Source organism: Gammaproteobacteria bacterium, from assembly GCA_029884425.1.
Lineage (GTDB): Bacteria > Pseudomonadota > Gammaproteobacteria > S012-40 > S012-40 > JAOUHV01.
The window spans coordinates 17,584-34,745 of record JAOUHV010000014.1 but is presented as its reverse complement, the minus strand read 5'-3'; the positions used below and the strand labels follow the sequence as shown (position 1 = coordinate 34,745).

The following is a 17,162-nucleotide window of genomic DNA, read 5'->3' as shown; positions in this document are numbered from 1 at the left end:
GGTTTGGGTTCATGAAATTTAGCGAACAGTGGTTACGTGAGTGGGTAAATCCCGCAATTGATAGCGATGCGTTGGCAGCTCAGCTGACCATGGCGGGCCTGGAAGTGGACGGCGTGGAGCCGGCGGCGGCCCAGTTCAGTGGTGTTGTGGTGGGGGAAGTTGTTTCCCTGGAAAAGCACCCAGAGGCGGACAAACTGAACGTTTGTCAGGTGAATGTCGGCGAAGCAGAAAATCTCACCATCGTTTGTGGTGCGGCCAATGTGCATCAAGGTGCGCGCGTACCCTGCGCCAAGATCGGTGCGGTTTTGCCTGGCGATTTCAAAATCAAGCAGGCCAAACTGCGTGGTCAGCCGTCATTTGGCATGCTGTGTTCGGCCAAAGAGCTTGGCCTGGCGGATACCTCGGATGGTCTGTTGCTGTTGCCGGCGGATGCACCGATCGGTATGGATTTTCGTCAGTGGCTGCAGCTGGACGACAACATCATCGAAGTGGATTTTACCCCCAATCGTGGCGATTGTTTGAGTATTGCCGGTATGGCCCGCGAAGTGGGCGTACTTAATCAGGTTGTCGTTAATGTGCCTGCAGTCGCACCTGTGGCTCCGGCCATTGACGACACTTTTGGCGTTGAGTTGCAAGCACCGGCGGATTGCCCCGTTTATCTGGGGCGTGTTGTCCGTGGCGTGAATGCCGCAGTGAAAACGCCGATGTGGATGCAGGAGCGCCTGCGTCGCGGCGGCCAGCGCAGCATCAGTTTCCTGGTGGATGTAACCAATTTTGTGCTGCTGGAGCTGGGACAGCCCATGCACGCGTTCGATCTGGATAAGTTGAGTGGCAAAATCGTGGTGCGTCGCGCCAGCGAGGGCGAAAAAGCCAAGTTGCTGGACGATTCCGAAATTACTCTGAGCAGTAACGAGTTGGTGATTGCCGATGCCAAGGGTGTCGTGGCGTTTGCTGGCGTGATGGGAGGTCAGGACAGTTCGGTTTCTGATGACACGCATAACCTGTTTTTGGAATGCGCGTTTTTCTCGCCCGACAGTATTCGTGGCAAGGCCCGTAAATTCGGCATGCAGACTGATTCGTCCTATCGGTTTGAGCGTGGCGTGGACTTTGGTCTGCAGAAACGCGCAATGGAGCGGGCGACGCAACTGATTTTGGACATCGCCGGTGGTCAGGCCGGTCCGGTGGTGGAGCGTCGCAGTGCCGAGCATTTGCCCGTGCGTGCGCCGATATCCCTGCGCTGCGAGCGCCTAAAGCGGGTGCTGGGTATTTCCTTGGCTGATGCTACTGTTGCTGACTACCTGGATCGTTTGGGAATGGGTGTGCAGGCAACTGCTGGTGGCTGGACGGTAACGCCGCCGTCGTATCGTTTTGATATTGCGATTGAAGCAGACCTGATCGAAGAAGTTGGCCGCATTTACGGTTACAACAACATTCCAACCCATACTGCCGTAGCTGCGCTGCAAATGCCGCCGCAGCCGGAAGGCAAGGTGACGTTGAACCGCTTGCGCCAGCTGATGGTGGCGCGGGGTTATAACGAAACGATTTCCTATAGTTTCGTCGATGAAACCATTCAGGCCAAACTTGACCCGCAACTGACGCCGCTGAAATTGGCCAATCCCATTTCTTCAGAAATGGCGGTGATGCGTACTACATTGTGGTCTAGTCTTATTCCTGCGGTGGAGCACAACCTGGCACACCAGCAAAACCGTGTACGCTTGTTTGAAACCGGTATGCGTTACCTGCCACAGGCAGACGGCAGCGTCGTGCAGCAGCCGATGATTGCCGGTGTGGCATTTGGCAGTCGTTACCCTGATCAATGGGGTGGGAAACCGCAGTCCCTGGATTTTTATGATATAAAATCAGATGTTGAAGCAATATTGTCATTGACTCATGAAGCTTCGGCTTTTATCTTTAAGAGTGCTCAACATTTCGCCTTGCACCCAGGTCAGAGCGCAGTGATTGAACGTGCCGGTCGTCAGGCCGGGTGGATTGGCGTTCTTCATCCCAATCATCAACAAACGTTGGGATTACCTGGTGGAATTGTGTTGTTTGAATTGGTGCTGGAAGAAATTTGTGGCGGCAAGGTGCCCGGGTTCCGGTCGATTTCCAAGTTCCCTTCACTGCGGCGTGATTTGGCAGTGATTGTGGACGAAGTCGTATCTGCCGAGCAAATAGCTAAAGCAATACAACAAGTTGACGATAAGACACTGAAAGAGTGGGTTATTTTCGATGTCTACCGGGGAGCGGGAGTGCCAGAGGGTAAGAAAAGCCTTGCAATCGCTTTTACCATTCAGGATGATGAACAAACCCTTATAGACTCCAGGGTAGATGCGCTTATAACGACATTACTAAAACAATTAAAAACTGTTGGTGCAACATTGAGAGAGTAGTCTATGGCGTCATTAACAAAGGCGGATATGGCTGAGCGTCTGTTTGAGGAGTTAGGTCTTAACAAACGCGAGGCGAAAGAGCTGGTAGACCTGTTTTTTGAAGAAGTACGCAATTCGTTGGAAAGTGGTGTGAGCGTCAAACTTTCTGGGTTTGGCAACTTCACCTTAAGAGATAAAAATCAGCGGCCGGGACGCAACCCCAAAACAGGGGAAGAAATCCCAATTACTGCACGCCGCGTTGTGACCTTTAGACCAGGTCAAAAATTGAAAGCCCGAGTTGAAGCCTATGCAGGAAGCGAGCAAAACCCAACATCTTCCGGAGATACCGACTAAGCGCTACTTCGCCATTGGCGAAGTAGCTGAACTTTGTGGTGTCAAACCGCATGTGTTGCGCTATTGGGAGCAAGAGTTCCCCCAATTAAAGCCCGTGAAGCGCCGCGGCAATCGTCGTTATTATCAGCAACATGATGTGCTGATGGTTCGGCAGATTCGTGAGTTGCTGTATGACCGTGGATTTACGATCAATGGTGCTCGTCAGCAGTTGAGTAGCAAAGTCGCGGTGAAGGAGTCTGTGGTGCCTGTGGAACCCTCGGGCGTGAATGCGCAGGATAAGAGATTGACCGCGCAACTTCTTACCGAACTGGAAGATGTTTTGAACTTGCTCGAATCTTCACCAGAAGTTTAGAAAAAATCGAATAAGATATTCACTCTACGGGCTTTTTCCGTTAGAATGCGCGCAATTCTTGAGTTCGCTCAGGTTTATAGATTCCGTCGGGACGTGGCGCAGCTTGGTAGCGCACTTGCATGGGGTGCAAGGGGTCGGAGGTTCAAATCCTCTCGTCCCGACCAATTTTCCTTTCCTTCGCTTTTCTCTTTTTCTCAAGTCTTATCGTTTAATTGGTTGCTTTTTGGTTGGGTAGCTGGCGATTTCGCCACTTTGCCGGGAAAGTACTCTTGGTGCATTCCTGATCAGAAGTAACTCTTAATTATCAATTCCTGTAAGTCTATTTGCGGCTATTTCTGACTTTTAGCTAAATTTGGCTCAATTTTTTTCAAATCCAACCGTTTTACTAGCGAAATATTCAGTACATTTCTGAGGGGAGGTCTGTTTATGCGCATGACAGTTGGTCGAAAATTGAGCCTGGTGAATGCTCTGATGTTTGCCGTGCTGCTGCTGGCTGGCATTAGCGGAATTTGGGGAATTAAAAATTTGTCAGAGAATCTGGCATTTATTTCCGGTCCTGCCTGGGATGCAGCCGATGGTGCGATGGAGACAGTGATTACCCTTCAGGAAGAAATGATCCTGATGGAGGAGGCCATTGATGAAAATAAGCCTATCACCATACCTCAAGAAATAAAGGACGCGCGTGACGAGGCCATTGGTCGTATGTGGGGTAGTGGCTTGATGAAGTCGGAATTGAAGGCGCCGTTTGATGAGGCTCTTTCACAGTACAAAAAATCAAGAAACGTAATTTTAAAAGCTGCTGAAAATCATGCGGTCACCGACGAGATGGTCGTGCAATATAAGTCCAACGTTGACGTTTTGTTGAATCAATTGGAGGCGCTGGAGAAAAATGGTGATGGTGCGGTGGAGGGGATGACGGAAGCCATTGAGCGGGTGGAATCGCTGAGCTACAGCGCAATGTTTGGTGCGTTGTTGCTGGGTGTGGTGATTGTGATGTTTTCCATGTTCTATACCCGTCGCGCCGTGGTAGATCCGATAAAAAATCTGGCAGATAGATTGGAAGATGTTGCCAGTGGGAATGGCGATTTAACCTTGAAACTGGAAGAAAAGGGCGATGACGAGCTGACGGATGTGGCGCGGCGATTTAATCGATTTTTAGGGAAATTGCGTGGCATGATGGAGCAGATAAAGGGTTCGGTTGCCACGATCGAAAGTGGGGCAGCGGATTTCTCTGTAATTACTGATGAGTTAAAAAACAATGCGATGCGCCAACAGCAGGAAACGCAAACCATCGCGGCAGCGGTGAATGAAATGGCTGCCAGCATTCGCGAAGTAGCGGAAAACGCCAATGCCGCATCCGCTGCGGCGGATACCGCAGACAAAGAAGCGATTAACGGCCGGCAGGTGGTGAAGAGCTCAGTGAATGCAGTGGAGGGCTTGGCGGCGGAGGTCGCACGCTCCGCAACGGTGCTTAGTGAATTGGATGCGCACAGTCAGCGAATTGAATCGGTGCTGGATGTGATTAAAACGATTGCAGAGCAAACCAATTTGCTGGCATTGAATGCTGCGATTGAAGCAGCGCGCGCTGGCGAACAGGGACGTGGATTTGCAGTGGTGGCCGATGAAGTGCGGACCTTGGCAAGCAGGACTCAGGAGTCTACCCAGGAAATACAAGTGATGATTGCGGCGCTGCAAGCGTCGTCCAAGCAGGCTGTATCTTCCATGCATGATGGCAATGAGCGGGCGCGTCAAGCGATGGAAGAAGTGAGTAAGGCCAATGATGCACTGGAGTCGATCGCGTCCTGTATTCAGGATATCGTGGGCCGCAATGTGCAAATAGCGGCTGCGGCAGAAGAGCAAAGTTCGGTCGCGGATGAAATCAATCGCAACGTAGAGAATATTAGCGTGGTCAGTTCTGAAACCGGCAGGCATGCGGAAAATACTGCCAACGGCAGTGCAGAACTCAATCAGATGGCCAAGAGTATCTCAGGATTGGTGGCCCAGTTCCGCACCTAGTTGTGCTGATCAGAAACGATAATAAATTTAGACTTGATCTGGTGGTTGCTCTGTATAAAATTCGGCAGCCGCCTGATCAGGTTCCTCGTGAAAAAGTAGATATCTCTCTGAAACACCAATTGTCGATTCATATGAAGTGCGATTGATTTTATCCCAATAATATCAACGCAACCCCTGCGACCATAATACTGGCTGAGGCCAGATTTCGTCCTAATCCTTGTTCATGCAGCAGCCAAGCGCCCAGCACAATGCCAAAAAGCAGGCTGAGTCGTTTGACCGCGATCATGTAGGCCGCCTCAATCTGTGCAATGGCAACAAAATGCGTGACCACCATCAGCGCCATTAGGCCGCCGATGATCAAATGCCAGCGCAGATTGCGACTTAAAACGCTCAGGCTGCTTGGTTGTTTGATCATCACCAGCAGTACAGATGCACCGCCAATCACTACGAAGTAAAACGCGCCAAATCCATCCGGGTTGGTGTAGTTCATGGCCGCTTTGCTGAAGACGGAGGTTAGGCTGTAAATGAATGCGACCAACAGCATGCGTCGTGACGCTTGTTGATAAAAGATGGCGCGCAGTGGTTCGAGCAGGTTCAGATCGCCGTTGGCGCGTAGCCGATGCAGATTCAGCAAATATGAACCCATGACCACCAACAAAATGCCCATGCTGCCAAGGAGAGAAGCCTCTTCGCCCAGGAACAGCCAGCCAGTCAAGATGTTGAAAACTGGTGTGAAGGACAGGTAGGGCAGGGTCTGGTGCAAAGGAGCGTTGCTGATGGCCTGCATGTAGATCAGCATGGCGATCAGTTCCAGGGGGATGGTGAGCGCCATCCAGCCCCAAAACGCCGCAGGCTGATCCATGAGTGATACAGGGTGGGCCATTAGCCAGGGAATAAGTAACAGGCCGGGAATTGTGAACCGCACCAGCAGCAGTTGGTAGGGACTGTAACCTGGCAAATATTTTTTGCTCAGTGCGTCAGCCAGGGCCAGGCTCAGGGCGCACAGCAGCGAAAGTGAAAACCAATCCATGCGAATCTGAGTGGGAAATAACCAATTGAAAAGGCTGAAAAGAACCCGGTAGGGTGGTTTGTGGCACAGGGGTAGTTTATCACCAATCCCAACGATTGGGGTCTGGATGGGGAAAACTTGCCTGACTGGTGTCCAAAACAGATAAAGCCCCGGCAGACGGGGCTTTATCCTTAAAACTCAATTACTTAGGTCTTACTGTGGCTGGACTTGAGCAGCCTGAGGACCTTTAGGGCCGTTTTCTACTTGGTAGCTAACAGTCTGGCCTTCACGCAGAGTCTTGAAGCCATCGCCAACGATAGCGCGGAAGTGAACGAATACGTCATCACCACCTTCTTTAGGAGTGATAAAACCAAAACCTTTTGCCTCGTTGAACCATTTTACGGTACCGATGTTCATTTTTTACCTCGAAACACAATTTAACAGAATAGGTGCGTGCAGTTGACGCAATGACGATTCAGAGAGGTAACGCGAGGTGTGTCTAAGAAAGCCGCTTGAGCCAATGCAAGCAAAGTGACTATACTCCTTTCCTTTGCCGAATACCAGCACAAGTTGTGGAAAAAGTGACGCTTGGAGCATGTATTTTTGTTTATTTGTCCGTAGGTTACATTTCTTAGTCGAAACTTAACAAAAAATGGTCACAGGATCGACAACTTCCTAATCAAAAATGTAACGGTATCCCATATTCACGTAGTAGTTTTTGTATTCGTAATTGCCCACAGTATCTTTGCGTTCACTCCATTCCGGCACGATCTCCATGTCCATACTAAAGCTGCGGCTGGCTAGATACTCGGTTCGAAATCCTGGAACAACACGAAGTTCGGACTGCTGACTATTACCGCTATAGCGGCGGTTGTCGACGATGATGCTGGGATTGAGTGACCATTTTTCCGAGGCATAAAAGCGACTGTTGAGCAGTAATTGTTGTTGTGTGCTGTTGGCCGTGTCGGCATAGCGCAGACCAACAATATTGACATCGCGTTTGCCAAACCATTCGCTAATGGTTAGTCGTGTCGAAAAATAATATTCCATCGGATTCGATGAGCCTGACATGGCTGGCATGCTAGGCGAGGTTTCCAACTTGCTGGCGGTTATGTCGGTATCCAACTGATACATGCTGTTGAATTTATAAGTCATCGATGCCATCGACAAATAATATTTCGGGCTGTTGTTTAGCGCCATTTGCTGAATGGCTTCGGGACTGTTCGATTTGTGCAGCTCGGTCAATGTGGTGACCTGCTGACCAAATAGGGCATTGCGCGTGGTCACTGTGGGTGTGTGACGGACATCGAGGAACGCATTAAATATGATGCTCTCGCTGGCGGTCACACTGGCTTGGGTGCTGAAAATATTTAATGTTTCAAAATGCGTGTCATAGTCGACGAAGGTGTACAGATTGTGTTTTGGGTGAATATAGCGCAGTTCACCACCCGTAGCTTCACGATCAAGATAAGACTCCGACATTTGTCGGATAGCATAGATGTTGGCAAGCCAGTACTCATGCCACGGACCTGTTTCCAGCGTTACACCGTAAAACTCACGGCTGTCATCAATAAAAATATTTTTTGAGCGGTCCACGGGATAACCCGCAGTTACGTTGAAAATTAAACTGTTATTGATGTGATAGCCGAGATGAACACCATCGAAACGGCCCATGATGCCACCGCTTTTGGGGCGCTGTCGGCCAATGCGACTGTAAAAGCCCGAGCCGCGGCTATTGATTTCGGCATAAAGATAATTGAGCGTCTGGTAATTGTTGCTGCTATCGTCGATATTGGTATTTTCACTGCCTGTGAAGCGCGTTTTTAAATCAAGATTACCTATTTTTCCACGACCATTGAGATCCAGATTGCTGGACAACAAATTCAAATTGACGATGTCCTTGTTGTCTTCGTCCAGGCTGCCATTACGACGGAAATATTGCGACCATGAACCATAATTGTTCCAGGTTGATGAGCCGGCTTTTTCTTTGGGCTTGTCCAGCTTTTCCTTGTCTTTCCAGGTTGCGGTCACAATGCCGGCCAAGCGCTGACGAATCCGCTCGGATGCGGCCGAGTCGGGATAGAGTTGCAAGAAATACTCATATGCTCGCTTTGCATCAGCCTGTTTGCCGGCACGTTCGTAGGCTAACCCCAATGACTCAATCGCGTCCTGACGCAGAACGTGATCGGGCATTTCCGCAAGTTGTCGATAAAGTTTGATGGCCATCATGTACTGATGTGCGGTCATGGCCTGACGTGCATCTTCCATGATTTTCAGTAATTGTTCATCAGTGACACTGGTGGTGTTGTTGATCTCGGCGGCATGTGCAGCGGAATATCCTGTCATTAGGGCGAATACAAAGAGTGAGGTGGTAATTTTCATTGTTTGACAGTGACCTGCTTGAACGATTCTGTGTTGTGGCATTGATTGCACTGGCTGCCAAATCGACCGTTATGTTCGTCGTCTGCACGGTGACAGGCGACGCAGCTCCCCGACTGTTCTATTTTTTTGTCAGTCGCTGTTTTGTGGCATTGCGAGCAATGCAGCTTTTTGTGCCTGCCGGTAAGTTTGAATTTACTTTGTTTGTCATGATCGAACTGCCAAAAACGCCAGCTGTTTGGGTTGTGGCAAAGTGCACACTGGTGCGTTAGCGTTTCTTTGTGTGTGTCGTCGGCTTTGTGGCAGCTGTAACAAGCACTGCTTGTATCTGTATATCTCGAGTTAATGTGGCACTCGGAGCAGGCTGTGCTGGCATGCAGGCCGATGAGCGGGAAATTGCTCATGTCGTGATCAAATTTTACATTTTTGTTCCAGCCAGCTTCTTCATGGCACTGGTTGCACTTTTTCCCTTGCTTGCCTAAGTGGACGTCATCAATAGCGTGGCACTGGATGCATTTGGTTTTGTCTTTTTCATCACTGGCTTTGCCTTTGTGACAAAAAATACAGCGAACATCCTTGTGTTTGCCATTAAGCGCATAGTTGGCGTCTTTCTTGTGATCGAATATCTGCTTAGTCCAGTTCTCGGTGCGATGGCAGGTTTCGCATTTTTTGCCGTAGCGAAGTGCGTGCTCATCATCCTTCTGGTGGCAGCTGTAGCATGTCTCGTTTTTGTATTTGCTGTGTTCAAAGGCGATTTTCGCCCAGGTCTTTTCCGTATGGCAGCTATCGCATTTTTTGCCCAGATCGCCTTTATGTTTGTCCTGCTTTTCATGGCAGTCAAAGCAAGCAGTCTTCAATTTTTCTTTTAGGTCTTTGACATGGCAAGAACGGCACTTGGCCGGAATATGGGCGCCACGCAGGGGGAAAACGGTTTTGTCATGATTGAATGAGCTTTTATCCCAGCGTTTGCTGTCGTGGCATTGTTCGCACTTTTCGCCGTACTTTCCCTGGTGGGTGTCTGAAATGCGATGGCAGGCAATGCACTGCTTGGACGTGTCTTTATACTTGTTTGCCGGGTGACAAAGCTCGCAATTGACATCCTGATGTTTGCCGATTAGCGGGTATTTTGTTTTGTCATGATCAAATTTGGTGGTTTTCCAATGTTTGGTGGAATGACATTTTTCGCAATCTTCGCCCAGTTTTTTGTTGTGTGAGTCGATTATTTCATGACAGGCGAAACATTTTGTTTCGGCCTCGCGGTATTTCTTGTCAGCCTTGTGACAGGCAGCACAGGAAGCGCCGGTGTGGGCACCGGTTAACTTGAAGGCGGTTTGCTCATGATTGAACAAATCTTTGTTGAATAGAACGATGTCGGCATCACGGCCAAGGTGTTCGCTATGGCACTGCTTGCATGGCGCCGTGCGGGTGTCGCTGTTGATGCCGTGAAAGCGGTTTTTTTGGCGAATATCGTCAGCCACTTTTTTGTGGCAGTCCAGGCAGAGTCTGGTTTGATCTGCCTTTTTGAAGGACTCATGACATTTGTCGCAGTTTTCCTCGTATTTTGCATGGCCCTTGATAACTTTTCCAGGCATGACCAGCCGCTCAATATTGGCGGCCTGGATTTCACTGAGTACGCTGAAAAATAGCAAAAGCGCGCTAACGAATATGGAGCAGAATTTCATCGGTTTAATACATGTGTACGGCTATAACGTGGAAAATTCCAGTGACCAGCATCATCATGAACAGGGGCAAATGCAGCACGTGCCACAATGAGAACGTCCGTTGATATAGGTCAAGTTTGGCGAGGCGAAGTACACTGAAAATATACAATTTCAGATTTTTTTGTGTACGGCTAATCAGTAGTTTCTGTTGTTTTTTATCGGATGTATGCTCTTTTATGCTCGCTTGGCAGCGAGATGACAGGTCGCGATAAATCAGAAAACGCTTTAAACGTAGCCAGGGGCTGAAAATAAATCCGAGCATGCTGTGGTCGAAATAGTGACCTTCGTTTTTGTAGCGATCCAGGTAATCCGTCAGATGGTTGAAGTTTGGCAAGTCTTCATTGAGCTGTCGCAAACTATCCAGTGACTGCTTTTGCAATTCGAGCGTAGTCAGTTTTTTACCACTGAGGCGACTATGGATGCGGAAATACAGATAGCGTCCCATCAGTCCACTGGTAGCGACAATCAGCATGCAGAACAATGCAACGTTGCTGTTGAGTGCGCCCAGTTGAAAATTGGTGTGCAGCACAATCAGTGTTGGCCCCAGGATGCCGAACACCATATGGATGCGAAACAGGACGTTAATTTTTCCCAGAAAATGCAGGGCGTTAATGTGCTTTCTGAGGGGGTATAACAATAGCAGCAGCATCAATACGCCGCCACCGATGCCCAACCAATAGCCGAGACCTTCTTCCGCATCAATAAAGCGATAGTCTTTCACCAGCCAGGCCTGAACGATCGCGAGAGTGACCAGCACAAACAACATCGGCATGCCGATAAGCGAGAATATGCGATCGCGCAGCGATTTCACGCTGCTGGATTGTGATTCGTTAGCCGAGTAAGTCAGCTCGTTGGAATTTTGCATATGTCCTCCTTGCGTTACCAGCGGGTGTTTCTAACGCTGTGTTCATGACAGCCAGCGCAATTGCGTAATTCGCTGAGTGTTTTGTTGTGTTCATTGGCAACGAAATTATCCGCGTGGCAGCCCGCACAACTGTTGACGTAGGCGGTAAATTTCCAGGTTACTGCCTGAGAACCGCTGCTATGGCATGACGAGTTGGTACAGGAAATGGCGACGGCATGATCACCGGGATAATTTATCGATGCATGTTCGTATACCACCGTTGACCAGTTGCTGGTGTTGTGACAGTTGGAGCAATCGTTGGATGTGACAAAATGATTGCTGGCTTTGCCAGTCGCAGCAGTGCCGTTGTGACAGCTTGCACAGTTGCTGGTAATGCCACTGTGGCTGAAAGTGGCAGGCATCCACGCGGTGGTCGTGTGGCAGGCGTTACAGTCTGCAGTGGTCACGATATGAGTCGTTGGTTTGCCCGTGGCCGTAGTGCTGTTGTGGCAACTGTAGCAGTTGCCGGAAATGCCACTGTGGTCAAACTTGGCGGGTAGCCAGGCGGACGTGGTGTGGCAGTTGCCGCACTCTAAGGTTGTGGTTACGTGGCTTGCACTTTTACCCGTGGCGGTAGTGTTGTTGTGACAGCTTGAGCAGGCCAGGCTGGCGCCGGTGTGGTCAAACGTCGCGGGCAGCCAGGCATTTGTCGTGTGGCAGCGACCGCAGTCCAGTAGCGTGGTGACGTGAGTAACGCTCTTGCCGGTGGAAATGGTGCCGTTGTGGCAAGTCGCGCAAGCCTGGGTCACGCCCACATGGCTGAACGTCGCGGGAATCCAGGCCTTGTTGTTGTGACAGGCGCTACATTCCTGCGTGGTCGGTACGTGGTTGGCGGTTTTGCCGGTGGCTTTGGTGCCGTTGTGACAGGTTGAACAGGCCGAGCTGCTACCGCTGTGATCGAAAGTCGCCGGCGTCCAGGCGTTGGTGCTGTGGCAGGCACCGCATTCCAGCGTGGTTATAAAGTGGTTGGCTGTCTTACCGGTGCTGATGACATTGTTATGGCAGTTGGAACAGGCTTGGGTGACGCCCACGTGGCTGAAGGTCGCGGGCGTCCAGGCTTTGTTGCTGTGACAGGCGCTACATTCCTGCGTGGTTGGTACGTGGTTGGCGGTTTTACCGGTGGCCTTGGTGCCGTTGTGACACGTTGAACAGGCCGAGCTGCTGCCGCTGTGATCGAAAGTCGCCGGCGTCCAGGCGTTGGTGCTGTGGCAGGCGCCGCATTCCAGCGTGGTTAGCGGATGGCTGACTGTTTTGCCGGTGGATATCTTGCCGTTGTGACAGCTTGAACAATTGCTGCCGATGCCTTGGTGACTGAAAGTTGCGGGCTGCCAGGCGGTGGTCTTGTGACAGACGCTACATTCCTGTGCAGTTGGCAGGTGATTGCTTGATTTGCCGGTGGCCTTGGTGCCGTTATGACAGGTCGAACAGGCGGCGCCTGCGGATGAATGGTCAAACTTGGCCGGCACCCAACCCTTGGATGTATGGCACGAACTGCAATCCAGAGTGGTGACTAGATGGTCACGGGTTTTGCCCATCGCCTGTATGCCGTTATGACAGTTGGCGCAACCTGATGTACTGGCGGGGTGAACAAACGTTGCTGGTGTCCAGGCGGTGCGCAAATGGCACGCATCACACTCCAAATTGGTAACTATGTGAGTATTGGGTTTACCAAAGGTGTGTGCACCATTGTGACACGCCGAGCACGCCGTCGTGACCACATTGTGATTGACGTGTGCTTGTTCCCAAGCACCCCCCACGGTGTGGCAATCATTACATTCTTGTGTGGTGGCTATATGGTTGCGACCTTTGCCCATGACGGCAGTGCTGCCGTTATGGCAACCGGAACAGGCTAAAGAGCCGGTTTTAGAGTGATTAAACGAATTTATTTCCCAGCCGCGCGGCAGGTGACAGGTATCACAGTCGCCGCTAAACGGAATGTGGCGCAGGCTGGCAGAGGTCAGCAAACTTTTGTGACACGACTGACAGCTGCCTAGTGTTTGTGTGTGATCAACGCGGGAAATGTCAGACCATTTTTGTTGGTTGTGGCAACGGTCGCATTCGTTACTGGTGGCAATGTGTTGATTGTGTTTACTGCTGGCGCCGACAGCACTGCCTTGTTGATGACAGTTTTTACAGCCTGTCGGGGTTCCCTTGAAAATGCCGCCGACATGACAGGATGAACAATCTTCGTTGCTGTGCGCACCAATGAGCGGAAATCCTGTGGCGAAATGATTGAAGGGCGTTTTTTCATTAGTCGGAATGCTGTCTGCCGCAACCGACAGGCCAGAGAAAATGACGACTAATGTTACGCTGACGTATTGCAGCATTGCCTTGAAAAACAGAGCAAAACGCTCATGATGCAGAGTATTCATGTTTCTGTGTACTTCAAAATAAATGACGAATTTCAGCAGGTTAAATCAACGTGCAGGGTTAGTAGCCAGAACGCGCGCATTCTAGCACAAATGATGTGACAGTTCGCATACGCCAGGTTGCGCAGTAATGGCAATCATCGTGCCCAGTGGGATGAATTGTGCAGATAGCTTTGCTATTATCTGCGCGCTTTAATTGATCAACTCTTTCTAAATGAGCAGTTAGTAATATTCTCCATGGATGAAAACGATTTATTTTCGCTGGCGATTTACGTTGCCTTGTTTGTAGGCTCATGGGGGGTGTATGCCATTCTTCGCAGTCAGCGCACCTGGCAAAATCTGGCCAAACGTAAATTGGCGCACAGTGCGGGTTTAGGTGAACCTAGCTCACTGCATCCGATTGTTGATCCGGCGCGTTGTATTGGTTGTGGTTCGTGTGTCGATGCCTGTCCGGAAAAAAAAGTGTTGGGATTGATTTATGGCCGTGCGGGATTGTTAAACGCGGCGATGTGCATTGGTCACGGCGCTTGCAAAGAAGTGTGTCCAACGGGGGCGATTTCATTGGTGTTTGGCACCGCAACCCGCGGTGTGGATATTCCGTTGGTCAAACCCAACTTTGAAACTAATGTGCCCGGCGTTTACATTGCCGGTGAACTGGGTGGCATGGGTTTGATTCGCAACGCAATGACCCAGGGCGTACAAGCGATAGATGGAATGATGGCAGAGTTAAAATCTGCGACAGGCAATGTACCCTACGACGTGATTATTGTTGGCTCAGGGCCAGCAGGTATTGCGGCGGCATTAACTGCGAAAAAATATAATTTACGTTACCTGGTTGTTGAGCAAGAATCCTTGGGAGGTGCAATTTTTCAATATCCACGTGGAAAATTGGTTATGACATCGCCAGTGGAATTACCTTTGGTTGGTGGACTGCATTTTCGACAAACAACCAAAGAGGAATTGCTCGAGTTTTTCACCAAGATGAATGAAAAGTATCCATTGAATGTTCACTATCATCAGCGCGTGGAAAAAATAGAAGGCCAAAAAGGCGATTTTATTCTGACAACCAATCAACAGTCGTATCATACCCGTTGTGTTTTGCTCGCGATTGGTCGACGTGGAACGCCGCGAAAACTAGATGTCGAGGGTGAAGAATTGCCGAAAGTGGTTTATCGCCTGATGGACCCCGAGCAATATGTTGACCATCGCGTGTTGGTCGTTGGCGGCGGCGACAGTGCGATTGAGGCTGCTTGTGCGATCGCGGAGTTGGGCAACCATGAAGTGACACTGTCTTATCGGCGCGAAGTCTTTTCACGGATAAAACAGGGTAACCGCGATCGTCTTGAACTATGTCAGGCGAAAAAAGGCTTGCGTCTGCTGTTGAACTCGGAAGTGATACGAATTCATTCTGATCGAGTTGAATTGCGGCAAGGCGATGAACCTTTGGAAATTGAGAATGATGCGGTGATTGTTTGTGCTGGTGGTGTGTTGCCGACTGACTTTTTGCGAACCATTGGTATAGAGGTGCAAACCAAGTATGGCACACTTTGATATGACTAAATTGAAGATGCAGCTGTTGTTGGTGTGCAGTCTGTTTGTCGCTGCTCCATTGGCTGCGCAAGCAGAAGGCGATAAAAAATATACCGAACAATATCAACAAATTGATCGTGCAGTACGAGTGAAGGACTATGTTGCAGCGATAAATTTGTTGCAAAAGTTGGCCGACAAAGGCGAAGCCGATGCCCAATACCAATTGGGTGTATTTTATAAAAATGGCATTGGTGTTGAGGCTAACGACAAAGTTGCTATGGGGTTGTTGCTGAAAGCTGCCGAACGCGAGCACAAAAAAGCGGCCTATCTTGTCGGTGTCATGTACCTGGATGAAAAAGGCGTTGGCTACAATGCGAAGCTCGCGCGATTCTGGCTGGAAAATTCCGCCAAATTAGGTTATTCACAGGCACAAAAAAAATTACAAACGCTGGATCAGGTGAGCACGCCGCTGGTTGAGGATGGTGAAAATGACAAGCGCCAGGTCAGCAATGAAGAGTGGTTGCGTGACTCGGTGCTGGATAACGAAATCGCGCAGATTCGCCGATTGTTGCGCGGCAAGGTCGATGTGAATGCAGCGGACGAATACGGTAACACACCATTGATCTTGGCAGCAGAACGCAAGAACGATGAAGTTGCGCGATTATTGATTTCCCGTGGCGCGGCGGTTAATCAGGTAAATAAGCATCAACTGACCGCGTTGCTGGTGGCGGTAAAAAATAGCGACCAAGTTATGGTGAGTGCGCTTTTGCAGGCCGGTGCGGCGGTGAATGTGGTGGATGCTCAGGGAAATAGTGCATTGATCATCGCGGCCAGAGACAAAAATTGGGATATGGCAGCCCGGTTGGTAAAGGCCGGTGCCGATTTGGAGCTGAAAAATAAAAAGGGCTGGTCAGCGTATTCGTTTGCCAAACAAAATGATGATAAGCGACTGCAGAAATTGCTCGAAGATGCCGGCGCAAAAATGCCTGGAGAAGTCAAAACGCGTTTGGTGCAAAGTGACGAGAAGACTGATGTCAATTTGCCACTGACAGAACGCTCGCTCAAAGACGTTCAGGAAAACGGCACGTATGCGGGTTATCCGCTGGTTGTGCAGGCGGCTTGGCGAGGACAGGATAAGTTGCTTGAGCGTATTCTGCAGAATAAAAATGTACGCATCAACGAGCAGGACAAAGATGGCAAAACAGCGCTATTACGCGCGGCAGAAGAAGGTCATCTCAAGGTTGTCGTTTTATTGATCAACAATGGTGCGAACGTAAACGCCACAGACAAGGTGGGTTATACGCCGCTCATGTACGCTGCAGAAAATGGTCATCGCGAGGTTGTTGATTTGCTATTGGCGTCGAAGGCGGATGTTGATCATGTTGGGAAAGACGGCAACGATGCATTGCTGCTGGCCATGGGTTATCAGCATGTCGACATTGTTAAATCGTTGATGCCGCGCATGAATGATGTCAATCGCGTGCCTGGTGGTGCTTTGCCTTCATTGGCTTTGGCGATTCGCGAACAATTGCCGACGGAGGTGGTTGCCGCGTTGTTGCAGCGGGGCGCAAAAACCTATGTGAGTGATGCCTATGGCAAAACTGCGCTGTGGCATGCCGCTGATAGCGGCAACCTCAAAGCGGCAGAGTTACTGCTGCAGTATCGCGCATCGGTTGATGCTCCGGACAAACAGGGATTTACTCCTCTGATGGTTGCTATCAAGAAGCAGCGTCCCACGATTGTCAGTCTGTTATTGAAATCCGGAGCCAACGTAAACCTGAAAAACAGCGAAATGAACACGGCATTAATGTTGGCATCGGCGTCAGGTGAATCGCTGCTGGTAAAATATTTGGTCAGCGCCAAAGCCAGGCTGGATGAGAAAAATGGTGCGGGTGATACTGCATTGATTTTGGCGGTGCGCAGCGGTGACAGCGACACAGTGAAATTGTTGCTGGACGCAGGTGCCGATGCCGCAATACGCAATCAGCGCAATGAACATGCGCGAGAAATTGCCCAGCGCAACCAAGACAAATTGCTGGCAGATATGATTAGCCAGCAGAAAAAATCCGGGAAATTCCTGTTCGGTTTGCTCTAAATCGATTGCGCTTCTTTGAGCAACGGCGGAATTGTCCCGCTGTTGCTGTCTCTGACGGGCGGGT

Annotated in this window: 12 protein-coding genes and 1 tRNA gene; 7 read left to right on the top strand and 6 right to left on the bottom strand. The window is 50.0% G+C overall.

Features of this window, described 5'->3' with window-relative positions:
- Positions 1 to 11 precede the first annotated feature (11 nt).
- The 5 genes from pheT to OEW58_05785 all read left to right on the top strand — a co-directional run bounded on the left by pheT (position 12) and on the right by OEW58_05785 (position 5,091).
- Positions 12 to 2,390: a phenylalanine--tRNA ligase subunit beta gene (gene pheT, locus OEW58_05805; protein MDH5300862.1), complete on the top strand. Its 2,379-nt coding sequence runs from the start codon at positions 12 to 14 to the stop codon at positions 2,388 to 2,390.
- 3 nt (positions 2,391 to 2,393) lie between these two features.
- A complete protein-coding gene (gene ihfA, locus OEW58_05800; protein ID MDH5300861.1) occupies positions 2,394 to 2,723 on the top strand; it encodes an integration host factor subunit alpha in 330 nt (109 codons plus the stop codon).
- Complete coding sequence (locus OEW58_05795) at positions 2,677 to 3,075, top strand: MerR family transcriptional regulator (GenBank protein MDH5300860.1); 399 nt, start codon at positions 2,677 to 2,679, stop codon at positions 3,073 to 3,075. The genes ihfA and OEW58_05795 overlap by 47 nt, the downstream gene beginning before the upstream one ends.
- An 87-nt stretch (positions 3,076 to 3,162) precedes the next feature.
- A tRNA-Pro gene (locus tag OEW58_05790) sits at positions 3,163 to 3,239 on the top strand.
- 262 nt (positions 3,240 to 3,501) lie between these two features.
- A complete protein-coding gene (locus tag OEW58_05785) occupies positions 3,502 to 5,091 on the top strand; it encodes a methyl-accepting chemotaxis protein (GenBank protein ID MDH5300859.1) in 1,590 nt (529 codons plus the stop codon).
- A 148-nt stretch (positions 5,092 to 5,239) separates the two neighbouring features.
- Here OEW58_05785 and OEW58_05780 read toward each other — a convergent pair whose 3' ends face one another.
- The 6 genes from OEW58_05780 to OEW58_05755 all read right to left on the bottom strand — a co-directional run bounded on the left by OEW58_05780 (position 5,240) and on the right by OEW58_05755 (position 13,476).
- On the bottom strand, positions 5,240 to 6,121 hold the full coding sequence (locus OEW58_05780; GenBank protein ID MDH5300858.1) for a DMT family transporter: 882 nt from the start codon (positions 6,119 to 6,121) through the stop codon (positions 5,240 to 5,242).
- Between the two features lie 192 nt (positions 6,122 to 6,313).
- The gene (locus OEW58_05775) at positions 6,314 to 6,517 is read right to left on the bottom strand and encodes a cold-shock protein (GenBank protein MDH5300857.1); all 204 of its coding nucleotides are present in this window, start codon (positions 6,515 to 6,517) and stop codon (positions 6,314 to 6,316) included.
- 258 nt (positions 6,518 to 6,775) lie between these two features.
- On the bottom strand, positions 6,776 to 8,446 hold the full coding sequence (locus tag OEW58_05770; GenBank protein MDH5300856.1) for a hypothetical protein: 1,671 nt from the start codon (positions 8,444 to 8,446) through the stop codon (positions 6,776 to 6,778).
- A gap of 32 nt (positions 8,447 to 8,478) precedes the next feature.
- Complete coding sequence (locus OEW58_05765) at positions 8,479 to 10,161, bottom strand: cytochrome C (protein MDH5300855.1); 1,683 nt, start codon at positions 10,159 to 10,161, stop codon at positions 8,479 to 8,481.
- Positions 10,162 to 10,165: 4 nt separating this feature from the next.
- On the bottom strand, positions 10,166 to 11,065 hold the full coding sequence (locus tag OEW58_05760; protein ID MDH5300854.1) for a hypothetical protein: 900 nt from the start codon (positions 11,063 to 11,065) through the stop codon (positions 10,166 to 10,168).
- A gap of 14 nt (positions 11,066 to 11,079) precedes the next feature.
- Positions 11,080 to 13,476 (bottom strand): CxxxxCH/CxxCH domain-containing protein, encoded by a 2,397-nt coding sequence (locus OEW58_05755; protein MDH5300853.1) that lies wholly within the window; start codon positions 13,474 to 13,476, stop codon positions 11,080 to 11,082.
- Between the two features lie 234 nt (positions 13,477 to 13,710).
- Here OEW58_05755 and OEW58_05750 point away from each other — a divergent pair, with 234 nt between their 5' ends.
- Together OEW58_05750 and OEW58_05745 are read left to right on the top strand one after the other, a co-directional pair.
- Complete coding sequence (locus OEW58_05750) at positions 13,711 to 15,024, top strand: NAD(P)-binding domain-containing protein (protein ID MDH5300852.1); 1,314 nt, start codon at positions 13,711 to 13,713, stop codon at positions 15,022 to 15,024.
- A 1-nt stretch (position 15,025) separates the two neighbouring features.
- A complete protein-coding gene (locus OEW58_05745) occupies positions 15,026 to 17,098 on the top strand; it encodes an ankyrin repeat domain-containing protein (protein MDH5300851.1) in 2,073 nt (690 codons plus the stop codon).
- Positions 17,099 to 17,162: the final 64 nt, after the last annotated feature.

Excerpts from the sequence above, each read along its gene's own strand:
- OEW58_05745 (MDH5300851.1), top strand. The coding sequence starts at position 15,026 with ATGACTAAATTGAAGATGCAGCTGTTGTTGGTGTGCAGTCTGTTTGTC.
- OEW58_05765 (MDH5300855.1), bottom strand. The coding sequence starts at position 10,161 with ATGAAATTCTGCTCCATATTCGTTAGCGCGCTTTTGCTATTTTTCAGC.
- OEW58_05780 (MDH5300858.1), bottom strand. The coding sequence starts at position 6,121 with ATGGATTGGTTTTCACTTTCGCTGCTGTGCGCCCTGAGCCTGGCCCTG.
- pheT (MDH5300862.1), top strand. The coding sequence starts at position 12 with ATGAAATTTAGCGAACAGTGGTTACGTGAGTGGGTAAATCCCGCAATT.
- OEW58_05795 (MDH5300860.1), top strand. The coding sequence starts at position 2,677 with ATGCAGGAAGCGAGCAAAACCCAACATCTTCCGGAGATACCGACTAAG.
- OEW58_05785 (MDH5300859.1), top strand. The coding sequence starts at position 3,502 with ATGCGCATGACAGTTGGTCGAAAATTGAGCCTGGTGAATGCTCTGATG.
- OEW58_05755 (MDH5300853.1), bottom strand. The coding sequence starts at position 13,476 with ATGAATACTCTGCATCATGAGCGTTTTGCTCTGTTTTTCAAGGCAATG.
- OEW58_05750 (MDH5300852.1), top strand. The coding sequence starts at position 13,711 with ATGGATGAAAACGATTTATTTTCGCTGGCGATTTACGTTGCCTTGTTT.
- OEW58_05760 (MDH5300854.1), bottom strand. The coding sequence starts at position 11,065 with ATGCAAAATTCCAACGAGCTGACTTACTCGGCTAACGAATCACAATCC.
- ihfA (MDH5300861.1), top strand. The coding sequence starts at position 2,394 with ATGGCGTCATTAACAAAGGCGGATATGGCTGAGCGTCTGTTTGAGGAG.
- OEW58_05775 (MDH5300857.1), bottom strand. The coding sequence starts at position 6,517 with ATGAACATCGGTACCGTAAAATGGTTCAACGAGGCAAAAGGTTTTGGT.
- OEW58_05770 (MDH5300856.1), bottom strand. The coding sequence starts at position 8,446 with ATGACAGGATATTCCGCTGCACATGCCGCCGAGATCAACAACACCACC.